Below are 21,769 nucleotides of genomic sequence, written 5' to 3'. Positions count from 1 at the left end.
AAATCCATTTTATCTTCATCATCAGGCTGATTATATGAGAAGCCTATGTACGAGATTATCGCTTAGTGAAATTCCTAAATAAACTATTTAATTGCAAACCAGTTATAAAGTTAAACGAGCCACCATTTTATTCATTATCACGATGTTTGACTTGAAGCTCCAATCCAAAACAGGCAAAGTGCGTGAAACCCCTAGCAACGTCTTGATCAGACAAGGCTGACGATAGCAAAAACGGATCTGCTTATGCCTAATAACTCCTCTTCTTTCTTTGATTTTACTGCTCTGTTTGCCCTGTGCGAACCGAGCTCATTACAAAAAGGCATGCAGCTCGCGAAAAGTGGAGCGGTGCGTAAATTGACCGTTAATGGTCATACCGCCAATGCCGAAGTAAAAGGCTCTCAGCTTTATCGTGTGCAACTCAATGGTGGTCAAACATTATCAAGCTACTGCACTTGCCCAGCCGCTGAATACCAAGAGATGTGTAAACATGGTGCTGCCGTTGCGTATTGCTTACTGAGCGATTTGCCCATTGATCAAGATGATGAACGCGATCGGATCCGCAATCACCTAAAAACATTAGGGGAAGAGGCGATCTTAGAGAAGCTACTCGATTACCTCGAACAAGATGAATCCGCTTGGAAAACGCTAATAGCAAAAATGCAGCTCACTGAGCAGAGCGTCAGTTATAACGATTTGAAAAAAATGGTGACCCAAGCGTTACCCCGTGAACAGATTTGGAATTGGCGTGAAGTTGGCGACTACTTCTCTTACGCAGAAGATCAACTCGAACTGATCTGTGAAGCCGCGAAAGCACTGAAAGCGGATCAGCAGTGGAAATTAATTCACTACATCGTGACCCGTTTAAATCTCGTGTTAGAGCAAATTGATGATTCGAACGGAGAGCGGTTTGGGGTTGAAGCGCTGATCAATGTTCAGATGCCGTTAATCCTCAATCAGTTGAATTGGAGTGAAGCGGAAAAAGCGCAGTGGATGTTTGAGCGCATGACCGACTATGAGTTTGATGTTTACCCAACGATTGACACTCACTTCGAGCCCGTTTGGCGCAGCAATCAGACATTTCTTGAATTGTGCAAAACCGCGATTGAGAAAACCCCACTTAATCGTGATAACGCATGGAACCTGAAAATATGGGCGAGACCACTGCTAAGCACCGCCAGTGATTGGCATGAGCGTATCGCTATTAAGCAAAAAATCGCGTGGCGCTGCGACGATTTTCTGGAAATCGTGCAACTCTATCTTGAGCATCAGGAACCACTTCAAGCCGAATTTTGGTTAGCCAAAGCGAAAAAACAAGCTAACCATATTGAGATGCAACAGTGCGAGCGACTGCAAGTCAACCTCTATATTAGCTTGGGCGAGGTTGCTAAGGCGTGGAGTTTGGCTAATCGATTGTTTACTGACGCTCCGACTTTTCAAGGCTACCAAGAGTTGAGCGCTTTTAAAGTGACACACCAGATTGAGGATGCAGAGTTTTTAACTCGTATCGAACAGACATTGATCAATAACTACCAACCTGCCGATGCTCGCGGGTTTGTTAGCCATCACAATAGCGCCTTAGTTGAGTTTTATATTGAGCAACAAGCGTGGGAAAAGGCGTGTGATTGGGTCGCTACTCGGCCAACCGATAGCCATGTATTGCTAACACTGGCCGATGAAATCGTAACGGATAAACCCAAACATACTTTGGACTACTACCTTCGTGTTGCTCGCGTGTGTATTGACCGCACCAGTAACCAAGGTTATCAAGAGGCAATTCACCATTTACAACGCGTCGAGCGCTTATTGGCTAAACACCCAGCCGCACTCGCTGATTTTTATCTCGCGATAACATCACTGGCGGAAACCTACAAACGTAAGCGTAATATGCACAGCTTACTGAAAAAGCATTATCCGAAGCAGGTTTAAGCTATGGGTTTTCTATCCCCAAACCACTTGAGGTTGCTGGCAATAAAGATCACCGCTGCTCAAGTCGTCAGGGGATAGAGACTCAACGGATGCTAATCCCTTTACCATCTTCAGTGATGATGGTTTTCTGCTTTACTTGGTAATCTTTGGTCATGATATTGGAAATAAAAGTCCAAGTCGCTTCAGCCTTCTCTTTGGTGACATCTAAGCGTAGAAAACCGCGTTGCTTCAAGTCTGTCCATTGCAGCTCTCTGACCAACAGTGGCAGAACATGCTCCATTTGCATGATAGTCGAGCCATCAACACCTAGGTACTCTTCTAAACCGGGCGAGCTGACTGACGATGTCGCAAATTCGATACCGATCGCTTTGCCCTGCGCATCAAACAGTTGGCTACACCACGCATTGTGACTGTCACCGGCTAAGCTAATAAACCGCTTACCTTCTTGTTGCGCTAAATGATAAAGCCATTCCCTCTCTTGATAATAGCCATCCCAAGCATCAAGGTTGTAGGGGATAAGATGCGGATCTGAGTTAGGATTGGCAAGGTAGGCTTGGATAGCTTGGTTGACATGACTTAGGGCTGGGGCTTTATTCTCGTCATCAGCCATAAACAAACCAAACAGCGCTTGCATTACTGTACTTGGTAGCTCCATTCGACTCATCAATACTTGTTGGCCCATGATTGACCATTTACCAGAAGCGTTAGCCATTTGGTTTTTTAGCCACTGTTTTTGATGCTGACCTAATAGGTTTCGACCGGGTTGACGAGACTGAGCAACCAATCCTGCGATGCCTTCGATTGAGGGAGAGGACAACGAAAAATAATCCAATGGTTCATCACGGGCGACGACACGAGTATCGAGCATGTAGAGATCCAAAAGATCGCCAAAAGAGAAGTGACGATAGATAATTACATTCGATTCAGGGTTTTCACGGACAGGGAGCCATTCTACCCATGCAGCAGCGGCTGCGGCGCGTCGCAATTCAAAACTGCCTTGCTCTGGTTGATGATTTTCAGCGCCATTAAGCCAAGTATCATTAGCAATTTCATGATCATCCCATACTGCAATCATCGGCATCGAAGCATGCAAGGCTTGTAGGTCGCTATCTTGGCGATATTGTGCATAACGTGCTCGGTAATCTTGCAGGCTGACACACTCAGTACCACGACTTGGTTCACGTCCAAGGGCCGCCGCATTTTCGGTGGCATAACCACCGGAGCCGTATTCGTAAATGTAATCGCCTAAATGCAGTACCGCATCAAACGGCTTTTTCTGATGCTGGTGAACGATTTCTCGATAAACGTTGAAGTAACCTGTTGGGTAATTAGAGCAAGAAACCACCGCTAACGATGCCTTGGCCAACTCGCCTTGTGCCAACGTTTTGGTTCTCCCAACTTGGCTATTTATTCCCTGACACATAAAGCGATAAAAATAGTTTTTTCCTGCGGCTAATCCTGTGACATCAACTTTGACGGTAAAGTCTTTTCCATTGTCAGTTTGCTGTTTGCCAGAAGCCGCTAAGTGAGCAAAATCCTCATGCTCAGAGAGTTGCCAAGTCACTTCTGCGTAACGACTTTCGGTGGTTACCCGAGTCCAGATGATAACGGCATCTTGTAACGGATCTCCACTGGCTACACCATGCTCAAAGGTGACAGGTTTGAGCTGTGTATCATCAGATTGACACGCGATTAAACTGCTAGCGACCATGCTAGCGGAAACCGCCTTTATAAAGCCTCTGCGAGACATAGACATAATAACTTCCTTATTTCCATCTTTTTTATCCCTAACACCACGCTGTTTGGGGATGGGGGTTGTGCACTAAAAATCCAAAACTGGTCAAACCAGAGCAGGAGGTTGGCATCCAAAAATGAAGTTAATATGTCATCAATATAAAATAATAATTACAGTTCAATGAGTTAATGCGGAGCGCTAAAAAAAGGGGGAAGATAATGAGTGGCGTGCAGTATCGAGCAATGTTTATCTCGCGATAACATCACTGGCGGAAACCTACAAACATAAGCGCAATGTGCACAGCTTACTGAAAAAGCATTATCCGAAGCAGGTTTAAGCTATGGGTTTTCTATCCCCAAACCACTTGAGGTTGCTGGCAATAAAGATCACCGCTGCTCAAGTCGTCAGGGGATAGAGCCGTTAACAGCCGTAAGTCTGCATAATGTAATCTTCAAACTGCTGGCACATCTGCTCATCAGACACCGCATTAGACGCAATCACTTGCTCCCCATCGACGATGGTGATTTTCGCATTCAGTGGCGCTGGGCTGCTCGGTTGACGGTTCTGCATCGCCGCGATTTTTTGCAGCTCTTGTTGCCAAGCTTGCTCGGCAGAAAGGTTACAGACATCGGCCAGATATTTAGCATTAAAGCCTTCACCAGTGAGGCTTTGGATCGATTCAGAATGTGAGACTTGGTTACCTTTGTGCCAATAATGCTTGGCGAGCAGTGGGCCAATCTGTGGGTTATCCGTCAGATAGCCAAACTTTTCCATAAAGTAAGCCCGCGTTTGATACACCGCCATATGAGCCAATAAGTAACCTTGATAAGCGCAGGCCGACTCATCGGATAATAGGTGCGGAATCGCCAACAGTGGACGAGGGCTCGACTCAAGGCCAAGAATACGCTGCTCGGTTTCACGGGCTAAAGCCGTCACCTGTTCAGCGGTTAACTGCTCATCGCTCAATTGGTACAAGGCGCGTTCAAAATAAGGTACCAGCAGAATGCTTCGTTCTTGATACGCTTTGAATGGCTGGCGGTTATTGACCATCGCTTGAATGACACTATCGGGAAGCGGGTTGCCAGCCTTATCTAAGGCATAGCGTTTTAGCCAATCAGCATCGTTGAGTAGGCTATCGCAAAACATCGATTGAGTTTCTGCGTAGGCCATTGAGGTCGGCGCAAACTCTTGTGAGAAGCAAGGGGCATTGAGTTTCACATTAGCAAAATGCGCCGCATGGCCACCTTCATGAAACAAGGTATTGATACCATCATAGCCACTGCCAATTTGGTCGGGCTTGGCGTTAGAGGTAAAATTGACTTTAGCCGCAACCCATTGCCCTTGATGGTAAAAAGATGGGATCGGGCCATGACAAAAACCATTGGGGTATTTTCCTTTACGATCCAGCAAATCTAAAGTCAGCTCAGCCTCTGAATAGTTGATATGCAAACGGCCAAATGATTCCACCCAACGGCGCAAGGATTGCGAAAACGGCACATAAGGGTCGAGATCGCGCATCACATCGCCAGCAAACGAGAAAACAAAATTATGCCCTTTGAGGCATTCTTCCCCTTGCTCGGCAACGAGTGTGCTTAGGCTATCTTGATGGCGTTGACGGGTACGCTGCTCGAAATCATCCAAAATAGCAAACAGCGCTTCGCTGCTCATTTTTTCGGTTTTTTGTACCGAGTAGTCAAAGTAATTGGCATAACCCATGGCGCGCGCAAAGGCGTTACGCTTTTGCACCAATTGCAAAAAGCCTTGTTCAAGTAGCCATTGCTCTAGTTCTAGCAGCGATTGATGGGCTGATTGACGCACGGACTCAAGGTTATTGGCACGAATGGTTGAACTGAGCACCGGTAAACTGGCTTCAATCGCCTCACCGTGTTCATTCGTGTAAGTCAGCACATGTTGCTGCTTTTTGGTGAATAGGTCGGCTTCGAACTCGATCAGTTCGGTTTTCAGTTGCTGAGCTTGGCGAGATTCTATCGCATGAGCTTGGAACATGGCTAACCAGCCATTCAGCCCTTGCAGGGTTTGCTCGCGCTGCTCGCTATCACTGATGTTTTCTGTCGCGGCGATCTGTTGGCGGAGCTCTTCTATTCTTGACCCTTGTGAGAGAAAGTGAGTCCACTCGGTTTGGGCTTTGGTTGCCCCCGCTTGGTCGTCGCTAATGCCCATGTAGGTTTGCCAAAAGTAATCTTCTTTGCGGCGGTGCATGGCCAAGTAATCTTGGTTGAGTTGGTTAAGGTAGGTGGTAGCCGTCATTTTTATCCTTAAAAATGGTTGAGTTAATCGAAGATTATCTCACGCTCAGCACAAACGAGCGATACAAACCCAGCTATGGTTGATGGCCTCCGCGTAAAGGTAAATGTACTTGGTATTTACAGGGGGATGGGGAGCAAATACGCTTTTTTCCCAAAGTTGCTTAGACCTTTTACTCATTCACACCCTATTCATGAGCTTTTGCAATACTAAAAGTAATCCATTTTACACCCCATAACCCCTAAAAATATGCCATCTGTTTGACATGAGCATCAGTTGCACATATTCGATTGTGCTAGCATCCAAAAAGTCAGCATTACACCACTTTAAAGGAGGAACCATTGGCTAGACGAGGTAGTGGTTTACGAACGGCTATAAAGATTGTTAAAGCAATAGATAGAGCTAACAAACAAGCGGTTCGTGAATCCGAGCGTAGGCAAAAAGTTCGTGAGCGCGCACATGCTCAGGAAATGAGAGAGCACGAAAGAGAAGTGCGAGAAGCTCAGCGCGAATTACAAAGGCAAGCGAGACTAAATAAGTCAGCAGCAAAGCAAGCTTTTAAAGATGCAGTAGCTAACGCCGCAGAAGAATACCAGGAGCGATGTGAAGAGCGAGCCGCTCTTAGGAAGCAATTCATACAAGAGGTTCTAAAGTAATCAATGGATAATAATTTACTGATGTTGGCAGGCTTATCATTAATAGCTGTCGTATTAACTTATATTCTAACAAAACGCTCAGCCGATAAGAAAATCGAGCAATATAAGTCGCTAGATTAAGCACTAGCAAAAACAAAAGAGGAATATGATTCAGCGTGTATAAGCCGAGAATCAATAATCGCTGCCACTGAAACCGCAAAGCTAGAGCTAGATAAAATCAATGAGGAAACTGCCGAACTTCAAGCTTTGAAAGGACAAGATAATGTACTAAAACAGAGCATTCAAGAGCAGCAAGCGACCTTAGAATCGACTAAATCAACATTAGATGAACTTAACTCAAGGATTGAAAAAGGTGAGCTTGAGCTAGAAGAGTTAATGGGTGATCTTGACTTATATTCAAGGCTTGATGAATACACTGCTCATGGTCATTTTGAAATGCCTAAGTACCTTTACGAAACATCTACTCGATTCGCGGAAGAGATCAAGGATGTTAGACAGCAGCAAAAAGATATGATCAAAGATAAAACTGCGATCATTTTCCCAGAGTCAACGGTGATATCTAACGACAAGTCATTCAATAATACAATTCTAAATGGTCAAGTTAAACTCATGCTTATTGCTTTTAATATTGAATGTGATCTTCTTATCGGTAAGGTGTCGCCGAGTTCGTTTGGGCGTACTCTAGAACGTATAGAAAAACTTGCCAACACACTAGAAAAGTCAGCAGCGACATTAGAGTGCGGATTTAATATAGATTACATCGAACTTAAGTTCGAAGAGTGTAAGCTTCAATACCAATACACACTTAAAAAGCAAGAAGAGGTCGCTGAGCAGAAGCTTATCAAAGAACAGATCCGTGAAGAACAGCGAGCTATTAAAGAATTTGAGAAAGCGATAGCCGATGCCGAAAAAGAAGAAAAAATGTACCGTAATCTTCTTGATAAAGCACAGCGAGAACTTGCTCAGGCTAGTGAGCAGGATCGCTCTGAAATGGAGCAACGCATAGCAATACTTGAGCAGCAACTCGCCGAAGCAGAAGCCAAAGAAGAACGAGCTAAGAGTATGGCGGAACAAACCCGTAAGGGGCATGTTTACGTCATCAGTAATATTGGTTCGTTTGGTGAGGATGTTTACAAGATAGGACTTACTCGCCGTCTAGAGCCAATGGATAGGGTTAAAGAACTAGGCGATGCAAGTGTACCATTCCCATTTGACGTACATGCCATGATTTACACCGATGATGCTCCAGCTCTTGAAACAGCGTTACACCGCGAATTCAATTCTAAACGTGTAAACGCTGTAAACCTTCGTAAAGAGTTCTTTAATGTCGACCTTACATCTATCCAAGAAGCCGTAGAAAAGATAGCTGGAATAGAAGCCGAATTTAAAATGACGGCTTTAGCTGAGGATTACTATGAAAGCTTGAGATTAAGTGAAGCCGCATAATGTGGAAATGTACTGAGCTAGCTGCTCTAGCTAGCTCAATTTTGGACATTTCTGAGTCGCGTCTTTGCCAATTTAGCAAAGAATTGTCTGAAGTATGGCAAGTTTCGCTTAGATGATTGTTCAGTATTGCTGGGGCGTATCAATGAGGACCGTCCCTTAGTGTAGGTCTAATTTACAGCCAAGTGGTCACTTTGCACTCACATCTATTTAACTCTGAATTACTGGGCCTCCAATTTGTAATGTGGTCCACATAACAACGACTTACGTTTGCTCACTCTTTACTGAACGATGTATGTTTAATGCAGAGAGTAGTAGCTAAGGCAATGAGCAAGATGAAATTAGTAGCAAACAGTTTGAACCGTGAGTATTTCAGGTCTCTACTTCCACCAACAGGAACAGAGATTGATGGTGTGGTAGCAGCTATCGCATACGGAGACGATAGAACCCAACTATTACAGCACTGTCTCAACAACAAGTATCGACTAGATATCTGGATGCGCTATGACCAAACAGTACCAGTTGCACCTAGTTTCCTTAGCAAGCTACTTGCGAATGCTAAGAACAATATATTCTGTAAATTGATTCCCGACTGCCTACACAGCAAGGTCATCTGGTGGAGAGGATACGGTGCTTATGTTGGCTCAGCTAACCTCACAGATCGAGCATGGAACGGCAACATAGAAGCTGGTGTATTCTTTAGTGAGAGCGACCTAAACGAATCAGGTATGCTAGAGCAATTGGAAGAGTTTTTTGATGGTTTGGAACAACTGGACGTAGCCTTTGAGCTAACCCAAGAGATCATTGATGAACAGAAGTTGCTGCTCAAACAGAAGCGAGAAAAAGAGAAAGAAGAGAGAGCTAAAGCCCCCAAACGTAAAGTACCACTCTGGGAAGGTCCTAGTTTCGTTTCAGACAAGAAAGCCAAAGACAAACGCAAAGAAAATTTCCGTATGGAATGGAATGGCACATTATCTTATATCCGAAATATCGCATCTCAAATTAACGACTACAGACCTAACTGGATTAGCGAAAATATCCCTGCATATTGGCAAGTGGACCAATTTCTACATGCCTACTATTACAACCAAGTCAAACAGAAGGACAATACTTATCCCTATGAAAGCTACCACAAAACTAACAGCAAGAACCCTCAAGCTGCACTTCTTGAAATGCTAACATGGTGGAAAGAGCTTCCATCACCACCTTCACATGAAGATATAAACTTATACGACTATGCTCCCCTGATTAGAAAAAGTCTAAATAAAGCCAATATTGATTCCCTAACAGAGAGTGAGCTAACAGGCATACTAAGGGCAACTCATGCAACCATGGATCATCTAATCAAGATGAGTACAGCATCACTTGGGAAGCCACATGAGAAGTCTCTTACCAAAAATGAAAGGATCCCCCTATTTACCGAATGGCTAATGGCTCAACGCAATGAAAAGAGACAGACTGTGGTTGATCTTCTAAAGTTCGTTTTGTATGGTGGGAAAGCAGATCAGATGTGGGAACGGATTTACCTAGCAGGTAAGGATCCAGAATACAGATTTAGTCACTATGGTATCAACTCAATAGCTGAAGTTGCAGGATGGGCAAGACCTGAAGATACTCCACCTAGAAATGGTCGAACCAACAAGGCACTAAGAGCCTTGGGTTACTCAGTTAAGGTTAATATGTAGAGTTCCATACAAACAAGGCTCCAATTAGGGAGTCCATTTCTCTGCCAGATCATCTGGCAGCTTAGCTTTCCTCTCCAAAGGGCTAGGCTCAGTAATGTTATGAGTAACAGCTCAAAGCAGGAATGTCCAATACCGAGCTAGAAGCTAAAACTAGCTCGTGTGATCACCAAGCGATTAACTACCGATAGAAATTATGAAAGAATGCTCAACTTATTGTCTGTCGTAATTAAAACGAAACCAGTTCACAGTATTTAACCAGTCTCTAGTCAAAAGATGGCTAGAGACTGGGATTATATATCTGTTATCAGTGTCTTTTTATTTTGCGACTCAGTCTCTATTTGTGATTCAGGATAGAGTTCCAGTTCAATAATCGGTATCTCCCAGTGCTCACTACGTAGTCGATCTTGATAGGTTTCTTCTTGTTGTGCTTTATGACGTTCTATCATTGCAAGTACTTTTGCTGTGCTGATCGTTTGATATTGATATTGCCATACGGATTCTCCTTTTTTAGATAGGCGAGCAATGGGGTAGTTTTCATGGAACAGATGGAGGCGCTGCTGATTATCAAAGTCGACTCTTACCGAATCTCCGACCTTGATCTGACTTAATTTATGATGAATTTCATGTTGAGGATCGCACCAGCCAGCATAACTTAGTACCAAGTCGCGCATGCCCATGACGGTAAAGCGGCGTTTATGTTGAGGACGACTCGCTTGTTTAGCTTCTTTGAAGCAAATCGTTTCAATTAAGCTTAGATGCGGATGCTTTTGATCTTCACGCGCCATCACCACTAGACGCTCTCTTGCTCGAGTTAGTGCAACGTAAAATAAACGTCGTTCCTCTTCGTGCAGATCTTGGCTTGAGCCAAAAGACTGTTGCCAACCGCCATCTAAAACAATCACGTGATGAAACTCTTCGCCTTTGACCCCGTGAATAGTGCTTAGTAATACTCCTTTTCCAAATCGGATCTGGCGTCGCTGTTCATTAAGATATTCCTGCAAAAACATCATAAAATGATGAGCGGAGAGAGCTTGTTCTCCTTGACTGTCTTGCCACTGATAGATCAATTCATACAGCAGTTTTTCCCATCGATTGGCTTGTTCTATAGGAGGTAAAGGTTCTGTAAGTTGTTGTGCTGTCATCAGTTGATAGCCTTGTTTTTGTAACCAACGCTGATAACCAAGAAGCTCACGACAACGGTGAATAGGAAAGCTTTGTTCTTTGTCTAAGGTGAAACGACAAGGGATATTGGCATCAGTTAAGGCTGAGCGTACCCAAGCTAGCTCATCTTTTTCAATGCCATAACGGGCGAGAACCGCGATAGAATCGAAGGAACAACTAGAGTCGTTTTCGCAAATTAGTTTGATTTGTCTGACTACTTCAGCAGCTTGCTGTGCTGCATCAGAACAGGATTGGATAATGACTCGTCCTTTTGAGGGGTCTAATAATTCCCAGCGTCCGCCAAGAGGTTCAAGTTGACGCAGCTTATCAATGACAATTGGATGAGATTGTTTCATCCGATCTTTGTTATGTACAATCAAATGGTTAGCTGTATTAATAATGTGTGCGGTAGAGCGGTAATTCCATGTCAGATAGTGAATTTGAGCTTGATAATCTTGTTCAAAGCGCCGAATGAAGTCGACATTTGCTTCACGAAAACCATAGATAGACTGATCATCATCACCGACGGCCATTAAGTGCAAACGAGTTTCTTCATCTTCTTCGCTTTTTCCTACCAGAGCAGCAATTAATTGGTACTGCTGTTCATCAATATCTTGATATTCATCGACTAATAGATATTGCAGTCCACCTAATAAACGCTCTCGTTGTTCTTCAAGCTCCAAACCTAGCTGGCTCTGTTCTCCTTTTAATAGTCGAATAGCATCATCAATAACTTGAGTGAAATTAATCTCGTCTGTTGTGCTGTTTTGTATGGCATGGCCAGTGAGGATCATCGCTAAGCCATGAAAAGTGTGAACAGCCACACGTGAGCCGTCGCGCCCTAGTAAATCTACTAACCGTTTACGTAGTGATAGTGCCGCATTATGGTTGTAACAAAGCAACATAACTTTTGCTGGATCAACTTGTTTGACGCGGAGTAAATAAGCACATCGATGTATTATCACTTTACTTTTTCCCGAACCAGGGCCTGCTAATACCAGCAGACTTTGTTCCGGTGACGATTGTACGATCGACTCTTGGGTCGGATTGTTGAGAGCCTCAACGATTCGTTTCCATGAATGTTCACTGGTGGCTAATTCGAGAATTTTACTGCGACCTTTAAAATATTGGCCAAGAAAGCGATCGGCTTCCATGGTGAAATAGTCTTTGACTAAGCGCTGGGCATTTTTGAGGTGAAGCAGAGCGATGCGGGCATATTCGTTCATGACATGAATTTGTATGACTTTCTGCTTATAGTGATGATCAAGAGGTTGATAATCTGCTTTACCGTATTGTTGTTGCCGCTGAGCTGTTAAAGTTAATGTCATGGCCGAGCGAAAAACGGCTAGTCCATTTTGTAGTACGATGGCGTGCTGCTCATGTAAATAGAGTAGGGCTCGTTCGGCTCCCTTTAGCAGCCATTCTTGCTGCGTTATAGCGTCGCGTCTTTGTATCTGTTGCGCTATATCAATATCTTGGCGCAGATGCTGAATTAGTTGCTCAAGTGAAAAAGAGATCATTATTTGCCGTTGAGCGCTTTCTTCACTCTGAGCTAGCTGAGTGTATAAAAAATCTAGGGTTGCGCCCGTGACTTTATGGCGTTGCTCAATGATCTGTTCAATTTGAGACCAAGGACGATTGATATTGATTTGGTAATGTTCGCGAGAGAGGTATTTAGCATCTATTGATCCTTTCTCTCCACCAGAACGCCCATCTTGAACCCAACTAATCAGTAAATTACGTAATAAATTAGGATTGCTGTGTTCAAAACCAAGGTCTTTAATTGCCTGATTGAGTAAACGCATATTGAGTGGGCAGGCTATTTGAGGCTCAGGATCAGGTAACTGTTCACGCAAGGTATCGAGCATTGCTCGTTCGATTTGATGGACGTGTGTATTGATAAGTCGACTATTATCCCTACCTTTAGGACGAATCCAAGCTGTTAACTGTATACCTTTCGACAGTAAACCAGCATCGGCCATTTGCGTTAATACTCGCATTACTTCGCTGGCTTGGACGCCTGATCCTTTATCTGTCAAATATTGCCCTGCATTTTCAGCGATCCCATCGGCACTTAATCCGTCATCCTCATCGGCAGTGATCAATGCTAAGATAACGGCTTGCCAAATGGCTTTTGCTTTAGGATTTAGATTGAATTTTTCAACCTGCTGCATCGCTTCATCGAGAGAGGTAAATAACGGACGACCTTGAAATACCTGAGTGATATTGTCGGATCTTTCCACATAGCCAGCTCGTTCGAGCCAAGCTATCGCTGTTTTAACTTTTGTATCAGCATTATTATCGTCTGAGGCGAAACTAGTATCGACGTCTGGTTGGTTAATCAGCTCAGCGCTAGTGGCAATTAAAGTCTGGTGAGACCCACTGGCATCTTTATTTCCTTTATCCCCTTTATTGGCCCGCGAACGGATTCCTCGCAGGATCTGTTTTATATCGCGAAGGCTTACTTCACTCATGGCTTCGAGGCGAAACTGTTTTTCTATGTCTTGTTCATCAAACAGTAAAATACAATGTGCTTGCTGAGTATCTCTTCCTGCACGTCCAGCTTCTTGTAAATAATTCTCCAATGAGCCGGGAATGTCTGCATGAATCACCAAACGAACATCGTCTTTATCTATACCCATTCCAAATGCATTGGTAGCACAGATGATACGCAGTTCTCCTTGAATAAATTGCTCTAGTGTCGTTTTCTTTTGTCCTGCATCCATTCGAGCGTAGAAGCGACCAACAGGCAGCGATTGCTGTTGACCAAGAAAATCCGCTAGCTCATCAACATTGCGTTTTGTCGCGCAATAAATAACACAAGATCCAGGTTGTTCTTGACCAAAAAACTGCTCCAGTAGTAACAGAATTTGCCCTTGTTTGTTGAAGCTTGGACTTTCTATTACTTCGTAATCTAGATTTGTACGTTCAACGCCACCTTCAAAACGACGCAGTGGTTGAGGGAATTTGCTGATAAATTGCTGGCAAATATCATTGATGACATCAGGTTTAGCTGTTGCGGTATAACAAAAAATGGGTGGTATCACAACTTGTTGTTCTTTAGCGATATTTTCGATTGCCTTGGCACAATAAAGATAATCAGGTCGAAAATCGTGTCCCCATTTTGATAAGCAGTGCGCTTCATCAAACACCCAACCTCCGATTTGGCGCTGTTTTAGGGCTCGTTTAACCGTACGATTACGAAGTTGCTCTGGTGATAAGTAGAGTAGGGCTATATCACCCATACGAATTTGTTCAAGAATGGCACCACGCTCTGGAAGCGTTAGCATGCCTGAGATTGCTGCAACTCCTTCAATGCCCGCTTTGTGCTTGAGGTTATCGACTTGGTCTTTCATTAACGCTTGTAATGGAGAGATTACTATAGTTAGCGATCCAGTACGTTGATTACGGATGAGAGCTGGTAATTGATAACAAAGGGATTTTCCACCGCTGGTAGGCAATATGCCAAGCAAAGGGACACCTGCCATCGCTTCTTCAACTAGTATTTTTTGGAGTGGTGTACCATCGGGTAAAGGACGAAAGCTATCAAGCTCAAACAGTCTACGTAAATGGTATTGTGAATTGTGATTTTTTTCGCAATATGAACAGAAGTTATCACCACAATGTTGTTCGCGAATGGTGTTAATAATCTCCGCAGTTTGTGGGAATCGTCGCCAAATCCAAGGTGGTAATACCGAGTTCCCTCCCGACACGGGTAACCAAGCACAGGCATAAGCTAAAGGAAGAAGTAATGCTGGTTGTCTTATGGCATCACTAATTACGCGGTTAAGCTGGTTAGAGCAGGCTTTATTTTGTACAACACTTTTTATTATGGTCGGCAGTTCAGAGAGTTTTATCAGTTCTAGGCCGGTTAATTTTGCAAAAACTAATGATAGACCCTCAGTATTAAATGGATTGAGTACGCCTTGGCTAAAGAGATATTGGTAGAGTTGACGTTGCGCTAGAGGTAAAGCATTCAGTGCCATTAATTGTTCTTGAAATATGGACAGTGCTAGTTTTGCATCCGCAACAGGGTTGTTGAGCGTATCCCTTACTAATTTATAATCCTTAACCAATTTGTGATAAGGGTTTCTTGGAAAGGCTAATGGAGACAAATAAAGAGTATCAATAACTGGTTTATCGAGTAGGTACTGAGGTCTGTGTATTTGCTTGGAGAGCCAAGGGAGATCAAAATCTAAGATATTATGACCTAGTACGAGATCAGCCGTCTTCGCTAAATTATCTAATGCTTGGATCGCTTGCTCTTGATTACCTTTTATACTCAGTTGATGCTCTGAGAGAATTGCTCCTAGATGATGAAATTTTTCATCTCTGCTCAGTTCTAAATCAAAAGAGAGGATTTTCGCATCACGGAAAAAACTGACCATGCTCATGGGTTCCATCAAATATTCGTCCTAGATTAATTATTCCTTACGGTACAAGCGAAAATATTAGTAAGGCTTATGGATTCAAAATATTACTAAAAGTCTATGATGATGGAATTCGGAAGTATGATTTTTGTTGTCTATGCAACAGTATTAATTGTGATTTGAGCCATAATTACACAGTTTGGTTGTTTAATTTTATTAAATAATCATAAAACCCTTCACCGATTAATGATTGGCTTAGCTATCACTTCAACACCGCCTTCAACCGTGCAAAGGTCTTCATTGTATCGGTTGCTGGCATATCTGGATAACTTGGGTTTTGCGCTTGTAGCTGGTATTGATTTGGTGCGATTTTGCGTACTACCCGCAGCAAATAGTGGTTATCTCCGGTCTCATCTTGGGTTTCGATTGCCATTGTTAAGTTAGAAATGGAACCCGCGCTACTTGGTGTCACCCATTCAAGTAATAACAGATCCCCGTCTTGAATTGGATTTTTGCCGCCATTCATAGAGTTTCCTGCCGCGGGGGCAACAAAATGGCGAGTAGGGTCTAGCTTGCCATAGCCATCGGCAACACAGTGGTATTGAACTGCTTCATGAGATCCGCGTTTAAAATGACCGCAAGCAATTTTAAGTTCAGGGTAAAACGGCAGCATCGTCCCTTGCGGATCACTTTGTTTGGCAAATTCGAGTACTTGGGCTGAAGGTGAGTGTTCAATGTCTGGCTGATTCGATGGCTGTTGTTGCTTAGGTCGCTGGGCATATTCAGCCAAACGTAAATCAACCAACTCTTGCATGGCATCGTGTAATAACTCGATATGCTGATCTTTTACCGCGAAGGTAGCGACAAACTTTTGATCATTAATTGCAAACCAAGGAGCCGTTTTATTATTGGGCTTGGTAAAAGCTTTGATGGGATTATCTAGCCAATATTTTAACCAGCCACGATCGCTGGCTTTAAACTGCTTGGCTCTGGCGGTGAGCTCTTGCGCCATTAACTGTGGGCGACGTGACAACACATGATGGCTTCGCTCGGCTAACGCGCTGAGTGTCGGTGGATGGCGCAGCCCATCAAGTTCCAGCAAGGCTTCGAGTAAGATCGCTTTAAACGATTTACTCATCGCTGTGTTTTCAATGCCATGGAGGAGAAAATCACCATAATGACTGACGAACTCGCTGATTCGTGGGTCATTTTCTTGGCTGGCAACCAGATGAAACCAGCTTATCGCTTGCTGGCGAACTTTCTTCATCGGGTAGCCATGATGGAAAAATTCACTGGCGGTCGGGCGATGAGCCAATTGATGCGCTAATTGTTGATAATCATCTTGGACATTATTGCGTAGCCGTTTGGCTAAGTTTTGCCAAAAATTGATCAGCTCAATATCAAAATTAACATGACAACCTTTGGCTAGTGGCGCGTTAGTTTCCAATCTCCCCATCACTTCTTTTAGGGTTTTAACATTAAACAAGGTTGCTGGTCGGTTTAAAAATGAATCGTGATTACCAATAAAATCCAGCACGACAAGTTTGCGTTTATTGGTGATGGGAGAAAGGCGTAGCCCGCGACCTAATTGCTGTAGAAAGAGAATTTTTGATTCGGTTGGGCGAGCCATTAAAATCGTATCAATCGAGGGGAGATCTGTGCCTTCATTAAACAGGTCGACCGAGAAAATAATCTCAATTTTACCTTGGTCTAGCCATTGCAGCGCTTGATTACGCCTTACGACTGAATCACTGTACACCGCCACGGCATGAATGCCTTTGCTGGTAAAATACTGTGCCATAAAATCCGCGTGTTTTTTTGAGACACAAAACGCTAAGGTTCGCGTTTGTTTTTTGGCTTGCCATTCACGATAGACATGTTCAGCGCGTCGCGATGTAGCCAGTTTATTATCAAGCGTATTAGGATCAAACTTACCGTTACGCCACGGAATCTCTTGATAATTTACCGCTTGATCGTAGATACCGTGATAATCAAACGGTGCGAGAATATCATCATCAATGCCATGCACTAAATTGCGTTCGAAGACTAAGTTATCATCACATAAAGAGAGAATGTCAGCTTGATCAGAGCGCTCTGGTGTCGCTGTTAAACCGAGGAGAAATTTAGGCTGAAAATAGGCCAATAACTGACGATAGCTTTTTGCGGCGGCATGATGAAACTCATCCACTACTATGTAATCAAAGTGATCAACGGCAAAACGTTGTAGGTGATTTTGCTTACCTAAGGTGGCGACAGAGGCAAATAATAGCGTTGCTTGATCATCTTGTATCGAACCGTTGTAGAGGCCGGTCTTGGCATAGGGGATCAACTGGCTAAAGGTTCTTTCTGCTTGCAGGAGGATCTCTTCGCGATGAGCGACAAATAACACATTTTTCGCTTGCATTTGCATCACATCAAAGGCGGATAACCAAGTTTTTCCCATGCCAGTTGCCAGTACCACTAAACCTCTTGAATAGCCTTGTTGTCGAGTGGCATCCAGTGCGGCTAAGGTTTCAATTTGGATTGAATTTGGTGTTGGGACGTCGATGGTTTCTTGTTCATCCTCTGTGACCAACTGAGCAATGGTACGCTGCTGCTGTGTTTGTTGATAACGGCAGAGGTAATTATCAATCCATTGATGGCTTAATGGCTGACTCTGGTTGTGTTCAAAAATAGCATTGAACTGTTGACGTATATGAGTAAATTCAAGTGCGGCTGGGGAATCTTTGGGTAACTCAAAGTCGTGGCGCAAAGCCCACTCGTGGCTACTTAACAAAGCGGTGCGACTGATATTGTTCGAGCCTATCCATGCGCAGCCTTCGACGATTTCCCCTTGTTGCTGGCGAACAAAAATGTACGACTTCATATGAAAACTATCGTTGCCACATTGGAAGATGCGGCAGGTTGCGCCCCGTTCAACCAATAGCATCAAGCGGCGCAGAGCAACGGGGTGAGTGATGGCTAAGTAGTCTGAGGTAAGGAGTTTTATTCTCGCGCCGCTTTGCATAGCATCGAACAGAGGATCAAACAGCAGTGCTAAACCGGAAGGTTGAATAAAGGAGACTGATATTTCGATCTCGCTGGCATGGTTGATGGCTTGAATTAACCTCGGTAGGAGCGGATCGTTTACCCCACCCGAAGAGAGTCGATGCCCAGAATAGAGTTGACCAGTCGTTGCATTAGGCATGGTCGATCATGCCTTTAATAAAATGGCGTTAAGCCATTGTTCAGTTTCTCTGCCTGCTCGCAGATCTTGAGTAATCCATAGCTTTTCGATGCCTAGAGGCACATCACTTAATAGTTCGCAGAGTAATGATTCATCACAATTGGTAAAACATCTGCCATCACGAGTGACTTCCTCTTGGCCGTATTTGAATGAGCAGTAAAACGCGCCTCCGCTTTTGAGCATTGCAGCGAGGTGCGCCAACGTCTGGGTGAGCAATGGGCGCGGAACATGCAGTAGCGATGCGCAAGCCCAAATTCCGTCAAAGTGTTGGTCGGTTTGAAATTCAAGAAAGGTGGCAACGGTGACCGGTTGTTTGATCAGCGTTTGTGCTAACCCAGCGAGCACTGGACTGGCATCAAAAGCCTGCACTTGATAACCAAGCTCAATCAAATGCTTACTATCACGACCTGAACCACATCCGGCATCAAGGATGTACCCACCGTCTGGTAGGTAATCTAAAAATGGCTTAAGTAAGCTCGACGCATCGATGTCTACGGTCGATGAAAAGAACTGCGCGGCATGTTGGTTATAAAAGTCGATAGACATAAGCACTCCTAATTTGCCAACGGATTGTAACTGTCTACGCTTTCTCACTCAATGAGTTGCATGTTAAGTGTGACCCTATCTGCGAAATCGCACATCTCTTTGCTGCTCTTGTACGGCATCAGCCATGTTAGGCTCATGGATCACAAGCTTGTAAATAGAGCAAGCTGAACTAGATTTACACTATCATTCGATAGTGTGAGTTTGGAGTTTATGATGAAATTAATACTGCAATCGATATTGGCTTCGTTGGTGTTTTGGGCGAGTGTGACTTTGGCGAATACCATTACCCTTGCCAGTGGTGAGTGGGAGCCTTATCAAGGGCAAAGCTTAGCGAGTGGCGGGCCGGCGGCTCAGGTCGTGAGCGAAGCGTTTGCTCTATCGGGCTGGCAGGTGAACTACCAATACCTTCCTTGGGCTAGGGGGCTCAATGCTGCTGAGAATGCTGAACTGGATGGGACTTTTTTGTACAGTTTTAATCAAGATCGTGCTGCGCGCTTTCACTATAGTGAGCCGGTGATAACCTTGAGTACAGTGGTTTTTTATCATCCCGATAAACCGCTGCGCTGGGAGAGTGAGCAAGATTTATTAGCTAAAACGCTCGGTGGCGTGGTTGCCTATGATTATGGCTTTGTCCGTGAAGATGCGGGTTATACCATTGAACGAGTTAGTCAACCCGAAAACAACTTTCGTAAGCTGCAAGCAGGCCGTTTGGATGGCGTAATGGAAGAGCGATTGGTTGGCTTGGGGTTGGCGGCCAGTGTCGGCTTTAGCCAAGTCGCTTATTTTGACAAAAGTATTAAATTCGTGCCTTATCATTTAATTGTGTCTCGTAAACATCCTAAAGCGGCAGAGATTATTGCCGCATTTAATGATGGACTTAAGCAATTAGAGAGCAATGGTCGTTTGGCTGAGATCCTTGGTCAGTAGGTTTTAATTTGCTGGTAACCGATGACCATTAATAACCGTTTGTGATAATCGTATTAGGCAGTTCTACTTTGAATCAGAACTGCCTATTTAAATTTTGAACATTGGCGGTTTAGCCTTTTCAATTCAGACTTATCTCCTAATCCTTACTTCTCAATCAGTTGCATGTTAACTGTGACCCTTTCAACGAAATGCGCGTTTGCTCTCTTGTATAGTGCGGAGCATGAACAAGACGATCTCGAGAGCAAAATGAAACACAATTTAAAACCTACTATGTGGTTACTCAGTTTGGGGTTATGCAGTGCTTTAGCGCAGGCACAAACCGATAAGTTGGCCAGTTTTCCAAATGGTGAGGCGTGGTTAAACCATGCGCAGCAGGGCTTAGCGCCGTACTGGATGATGGAGGCCGCTCACGGTCAGCCGCTGGGTAACTTTCCTACCTTTCGTTGTGATAACGGTCAATTGCTTGATGTTAACCACGTTTGCCAAGAGCTCAATAAAGGGTGGATAACCCCACACTTTGGTCGTGACTATACGCGGATGAAATCGCGCCAAACTTACGCATATGCCGTGCTGTATCATTTAACTGGTGATGCTCAGGCGTTAGTGCTCGCCAACGCTGGAGCGCACTATTTAATTGACCATTTGCAAGATAAGCACAACGGCGGTTTTATTAGTTTTACCGAAAACGGTCAGCCGGGGCTTGAGTGGCAACAGCGCACCTCGCAAGACCAAGCCTATGCCTTGGTGGGGCTGGCGATGCTCTATTATTTGACTCGTGATCCGCAATTGGAAGCGGTGTTGATTAAACAGCAACAGTTTATTTTTGACCATTATCGATTAGCCGATGATCAAGGATTGGCGTGGGTGTTAAAAGAGGGCGATGGCGAAAGCGCTCAGCAGCGCGAATTGGTTGCCCAGCTTGATCAAATCAATGGGTATTTATTGCTGGTCGCTCCCTTGTTACCTGAGCCATATCGTAGCCAGTGGCTTGGGGATCTCGCTTGGCTAACTGAGGTGATGTTAACTCACTATCATCATCAACCCGAGCAGCGCTTTTATGGCGCAATACATCATCCAGCAGTGATGACCCAAAGCGCTAAACATAATGATTTTGGCCATACGATTAAAGCCTATTGGATGACGTATCTCACCGGCAGTGTATTGCAAAACTCACAGTGGCAAAGCTTAGCAAAGCAGGGGATGAGAACGACCATTCGCCAAGCGCAATATCAGCCGAATTGGACGGATATCGCTCCGCGCTTACCCGATTCGTTAGCAAAACAGTGGCAAGGTAAGCCGGTGGCGAGTTGGCGTAACAGGCCGATGAGTTATGGCATTTCTTCATGGGAATGGGCAGAGCTGGATCAAGCGGCGATGACGCTATCGCTACTCGAAGGCCAGTTGGAGTCTGTCTTGGCGTATACAGCGCCCGCGTTTATGCAGGTCTGGGTGGATGAGCAGTATGGCGGAGTGGGCCTTAACCCGAAATCAACCAAGGCGTTTCATTGGGGTAATGGCTACCATCAGTTTGAGCATGCGTTGGTGGGATATTTGACCGCCCAGCAGCTCAATCAACAACCAGCAACGTTGTACTTTGCTTTTGAGCCAACAGAGCAGAGCCGACTTGCGCCTTATTATTTCCAAGGGCACGTTCAGCAACACCGCTTTACGTCCGTAGAGGGTTTACCGCGTCTAGAGGTGCAATTTGTTGATATTCATCCTTAATGTTTCGGCCAAAATGGATTTTGTTGTTCGAGCGTAAATCGCGGCGCGAAAGTGGTTAATTGTTTTCTTTTTTAGCACTCATCGTGATATCGAGTGCTAAAAAG

At 44.4% G+C, this 21,769-nt stretch carries 10 protein-coding genes and 1 pseudogene; 6 read left to right on the top strand and 5 right to left on the bottom strand.

The window, feature by feature from the left end; translation table 11 throughout:
- Positions 1 to 243 precede the first annotated feature (243 nt).
- Positions 244 to 1,926, top strand: a complete 1,683-nt coding sequence (locus CAG60_RS07665; RefSeq protein WP_161438666.1) for an SWIM zinc finger family protein — start codon at positions 244 to 246, stop codon at positions 1,924 to 1,926.
- A gap of 82 nt (positions 1,927 to 2,008) precedes the next feature.
- Here the strand turns inward: CAG60_RS07665 and CAG60_RS07660 are convergent, their stop codons facing one another.
- The gene (locus tag CAG60_RS07660) at positions 2,009 to 3,682 is read right to left on the bottom strand and encodes an alkaline phosphatase D family protein (RefSeq protein WP_161438665.1); all 1,674 of its coding nucleotides are present in this window, start codon (positions 3,680 to 3,682) and stop codon (positions 2,009 to 2,011) included.
- A 399-nt stretch (positions 3,683 to 4,081) separates the two neighbouring features.
- A complete protein-coding gene (locus CAG60_RS07655) occupies positions 4,082 to 5,929 on the bottom strand; it encodes a M3 family metallopeptidase (protein WP_161438664.1) in 1,848 nt (615 codons plus the stop codon).
- A 338-nt stretch (positions 5,930 to 6,267) separates the two neighbouring features.
- On the opposite strand from CAG60_RS07655, the gene CAG60_RS07650 reads away from it, so the two are divergent.
- From CAG60_RS07650 to CAG60_RS07640, 3 genes and pseudogenes are all read left to right on the top strand, one after another.
- The gene (locus CAG60_RS07650) at positions 6,268 to 6,582 is read left to right on the top strand and encodes a hypothetical protein (protein ID WP_161438663.1); all 315 of its coding nucleotides are present in this window, start codon (positions 6,268 to 6,270) and stop codon (positions 6,580 to 6,582) included.
- Positions 6,583 to 6,585: 3 nt separating this feature from the next.
- A pseudogene (locus tag CAG60_RS07645) lies at positions 6,586 to 8,028 on the top strand (DUF4041 domain-containing protein).
- A gap of 332 nt (positions 8,029 to 8,360) precedes the next feature.
- Positions 8,361 to 9,710: a phospholipase D family protein gene (locus tag CAG60_RS07640; protein WP_161438662.1), complete on the top strand. Its 1,350-nt coding sequence runs from the start codon at positions 8,361 to 8,363 to the stop codon at positions 9,708 to 9,710.
- 290 nt (positions 9,711 to 10,000) lie between these two features.
- Here CAG60_RS07640 and CAG60_RS07635 read toward each other — a convergent pair whose 3' ends face one another.
- From CAG60_RS07635 to CAG60_RS07625, 3 genes are all read right to left on the bottom strand, one after another.
- A complete protein-coding gene (locus CAG60_RS07635; protein ID WP_237667761.1) occupies positions 10,001 to 15,265 on the bottom strand; it encodes a RecQ family ATP-dependent DNA helicase in 5,265 nt (1,754 codons plus the stop codon).
- 238 nt (positions 15,266 to 15,503) lie between these two features.
- The gene (locus CAG60_RS07630) at positions 15,504 to 18,428 is read right to left on the bottom strand and encodes a DEAD/DEAH box helicase family protein (protein WP_161438660.1); all 2,925 of its coding nucleotides are present in this window, start codon (positions 18,426 to 18,428) and stop codon (positions 15,504 to 15,506) included.
- Between the two features lie 6 nt (positions 18,429 to 18,434).
- Positions 18,435 to 19,013, bottom strand: coding sequence for a class I SAM-dependent methyltransferase (locus CAG60_RS07625; protein WP_161438659.1), 579 nt, complete (start codon positions 19,011 to 19,013; stop codon positions 18,435 to 18,437).
- 210 nt (positions 19,014 to 19,223) lie between these two features.
- Between CAG60_RS07625 and CAG60_RS07620 the strand changes: the two genes are divergently transcribed.
- Together CAG60_RS07620 and CAG60_RS07615 are read left to right on the top strand one after the other, a co-directional pair.
- Positions 19,224 to 19,940 carry a substrate-binding periplasmic protein gene (locus CAG60_RS07620; RefSeq protein WP_161438658.1) on the top strand — a complete coding sequence of 239 codons (717 nt, stop codon included), beginning with the start codon at positions 19,224 to 19,226 and terminating at the stop codon, positions 19,938 to 19,940.
- A gap of 270 nt (positions 19,941 to 20,210) precedes the next feature.
- A complete protein-coding gene (locus CAG60_RS07615; RefSeq protein WP_161438686.1) occupies positions 20,211 to 21,665 on the top strand; it encodes an N-acylglucosamine 2-epimerase in 1,455 nt (484 codons plus the stop codon).
- Positions 21,666 to 21,769: the final 104 nt, after the last annotated feature.

Source organism: Vibrio sp. V33_P6A3T137 (assembly GCF_009904835.1).
GTDB lineage: Bacteria > Pseudomonadota > Gammaproteobacteria > Enterobacterales > Vibrionaceae > Vibrio > Vibrio metschnikovii.
The sequence above is the reverse complement of the archived record's forward strand: the minus strand, read 5'-3'. Positions and strand labels throughout refer to the sequence as shown.

Bases quoted from the DNA above. Each gene is read 5' to 3' on its own strand.
- CAG60_RS07665 (WP_161438666.1), top strand. From the start codon at position 244: ATGCCTAATAACTCCTCTTCTTTCTTTGATTTTACTGCTCTGTTTGCC.
- CAG60_RS07660 (WP_161438665.1), bottom strand. From the start codon at position 3,682: ATGTCTATGTCTCGCAGAGGCTTTATAAAGGCGGTTTCCGCTAGCATG.
- CAG60_RS07655 (WP_161438664.1), bottom strand. From the start codon at position 5,929: ATGACGGCTACCACCTACCTTAACCAACTCAACCAAGATTACTTGGCC.
- CAG60_RS07640 (WP_161438662.1), top strand. From the start codon at position 8,361: ATGAAATTAGTAGCAAACAGTTTGAACCGTGAGTATTTCAGGTCTCTA.
- CAG60_RS07635 (WP_237667761.1), bottom strand. From the start codon at position 15,265: ATGAGCATGGTCAGTTTTTTCCGTGATGCGAAAATCCTCTCTTTTGAT.
- CAG60_RS07630 (WP_161438660.1), bottom strand. From the start codon at position 18,428: ATGCCTAATGCAACGACTGGTCAACTCTATTCTGGGCATCGACTCTCT.
- CAG60_RS07625 (WP_161438659.1), bottom strand. From the start codon at position 19,013: ATGTCTATCGACTTTTATAACCAACATGCCGCGCAGTTCTTTTCATCG.
- CAG60_RS07620 (WP_161438658.1), top strand. From the start codon at position 19,224: ATGATGAAATTAATACTGCAATCGATATTGGCTTCGTTGGTGTTTTGG.
- CAG60_RS07615 (WP_161438686.1), top strand. From the start codon at position 20,211: ATGTGGTTACTCAGTTTGGGGTTATGCAGTGCTTTAGCGCAGGCACAA.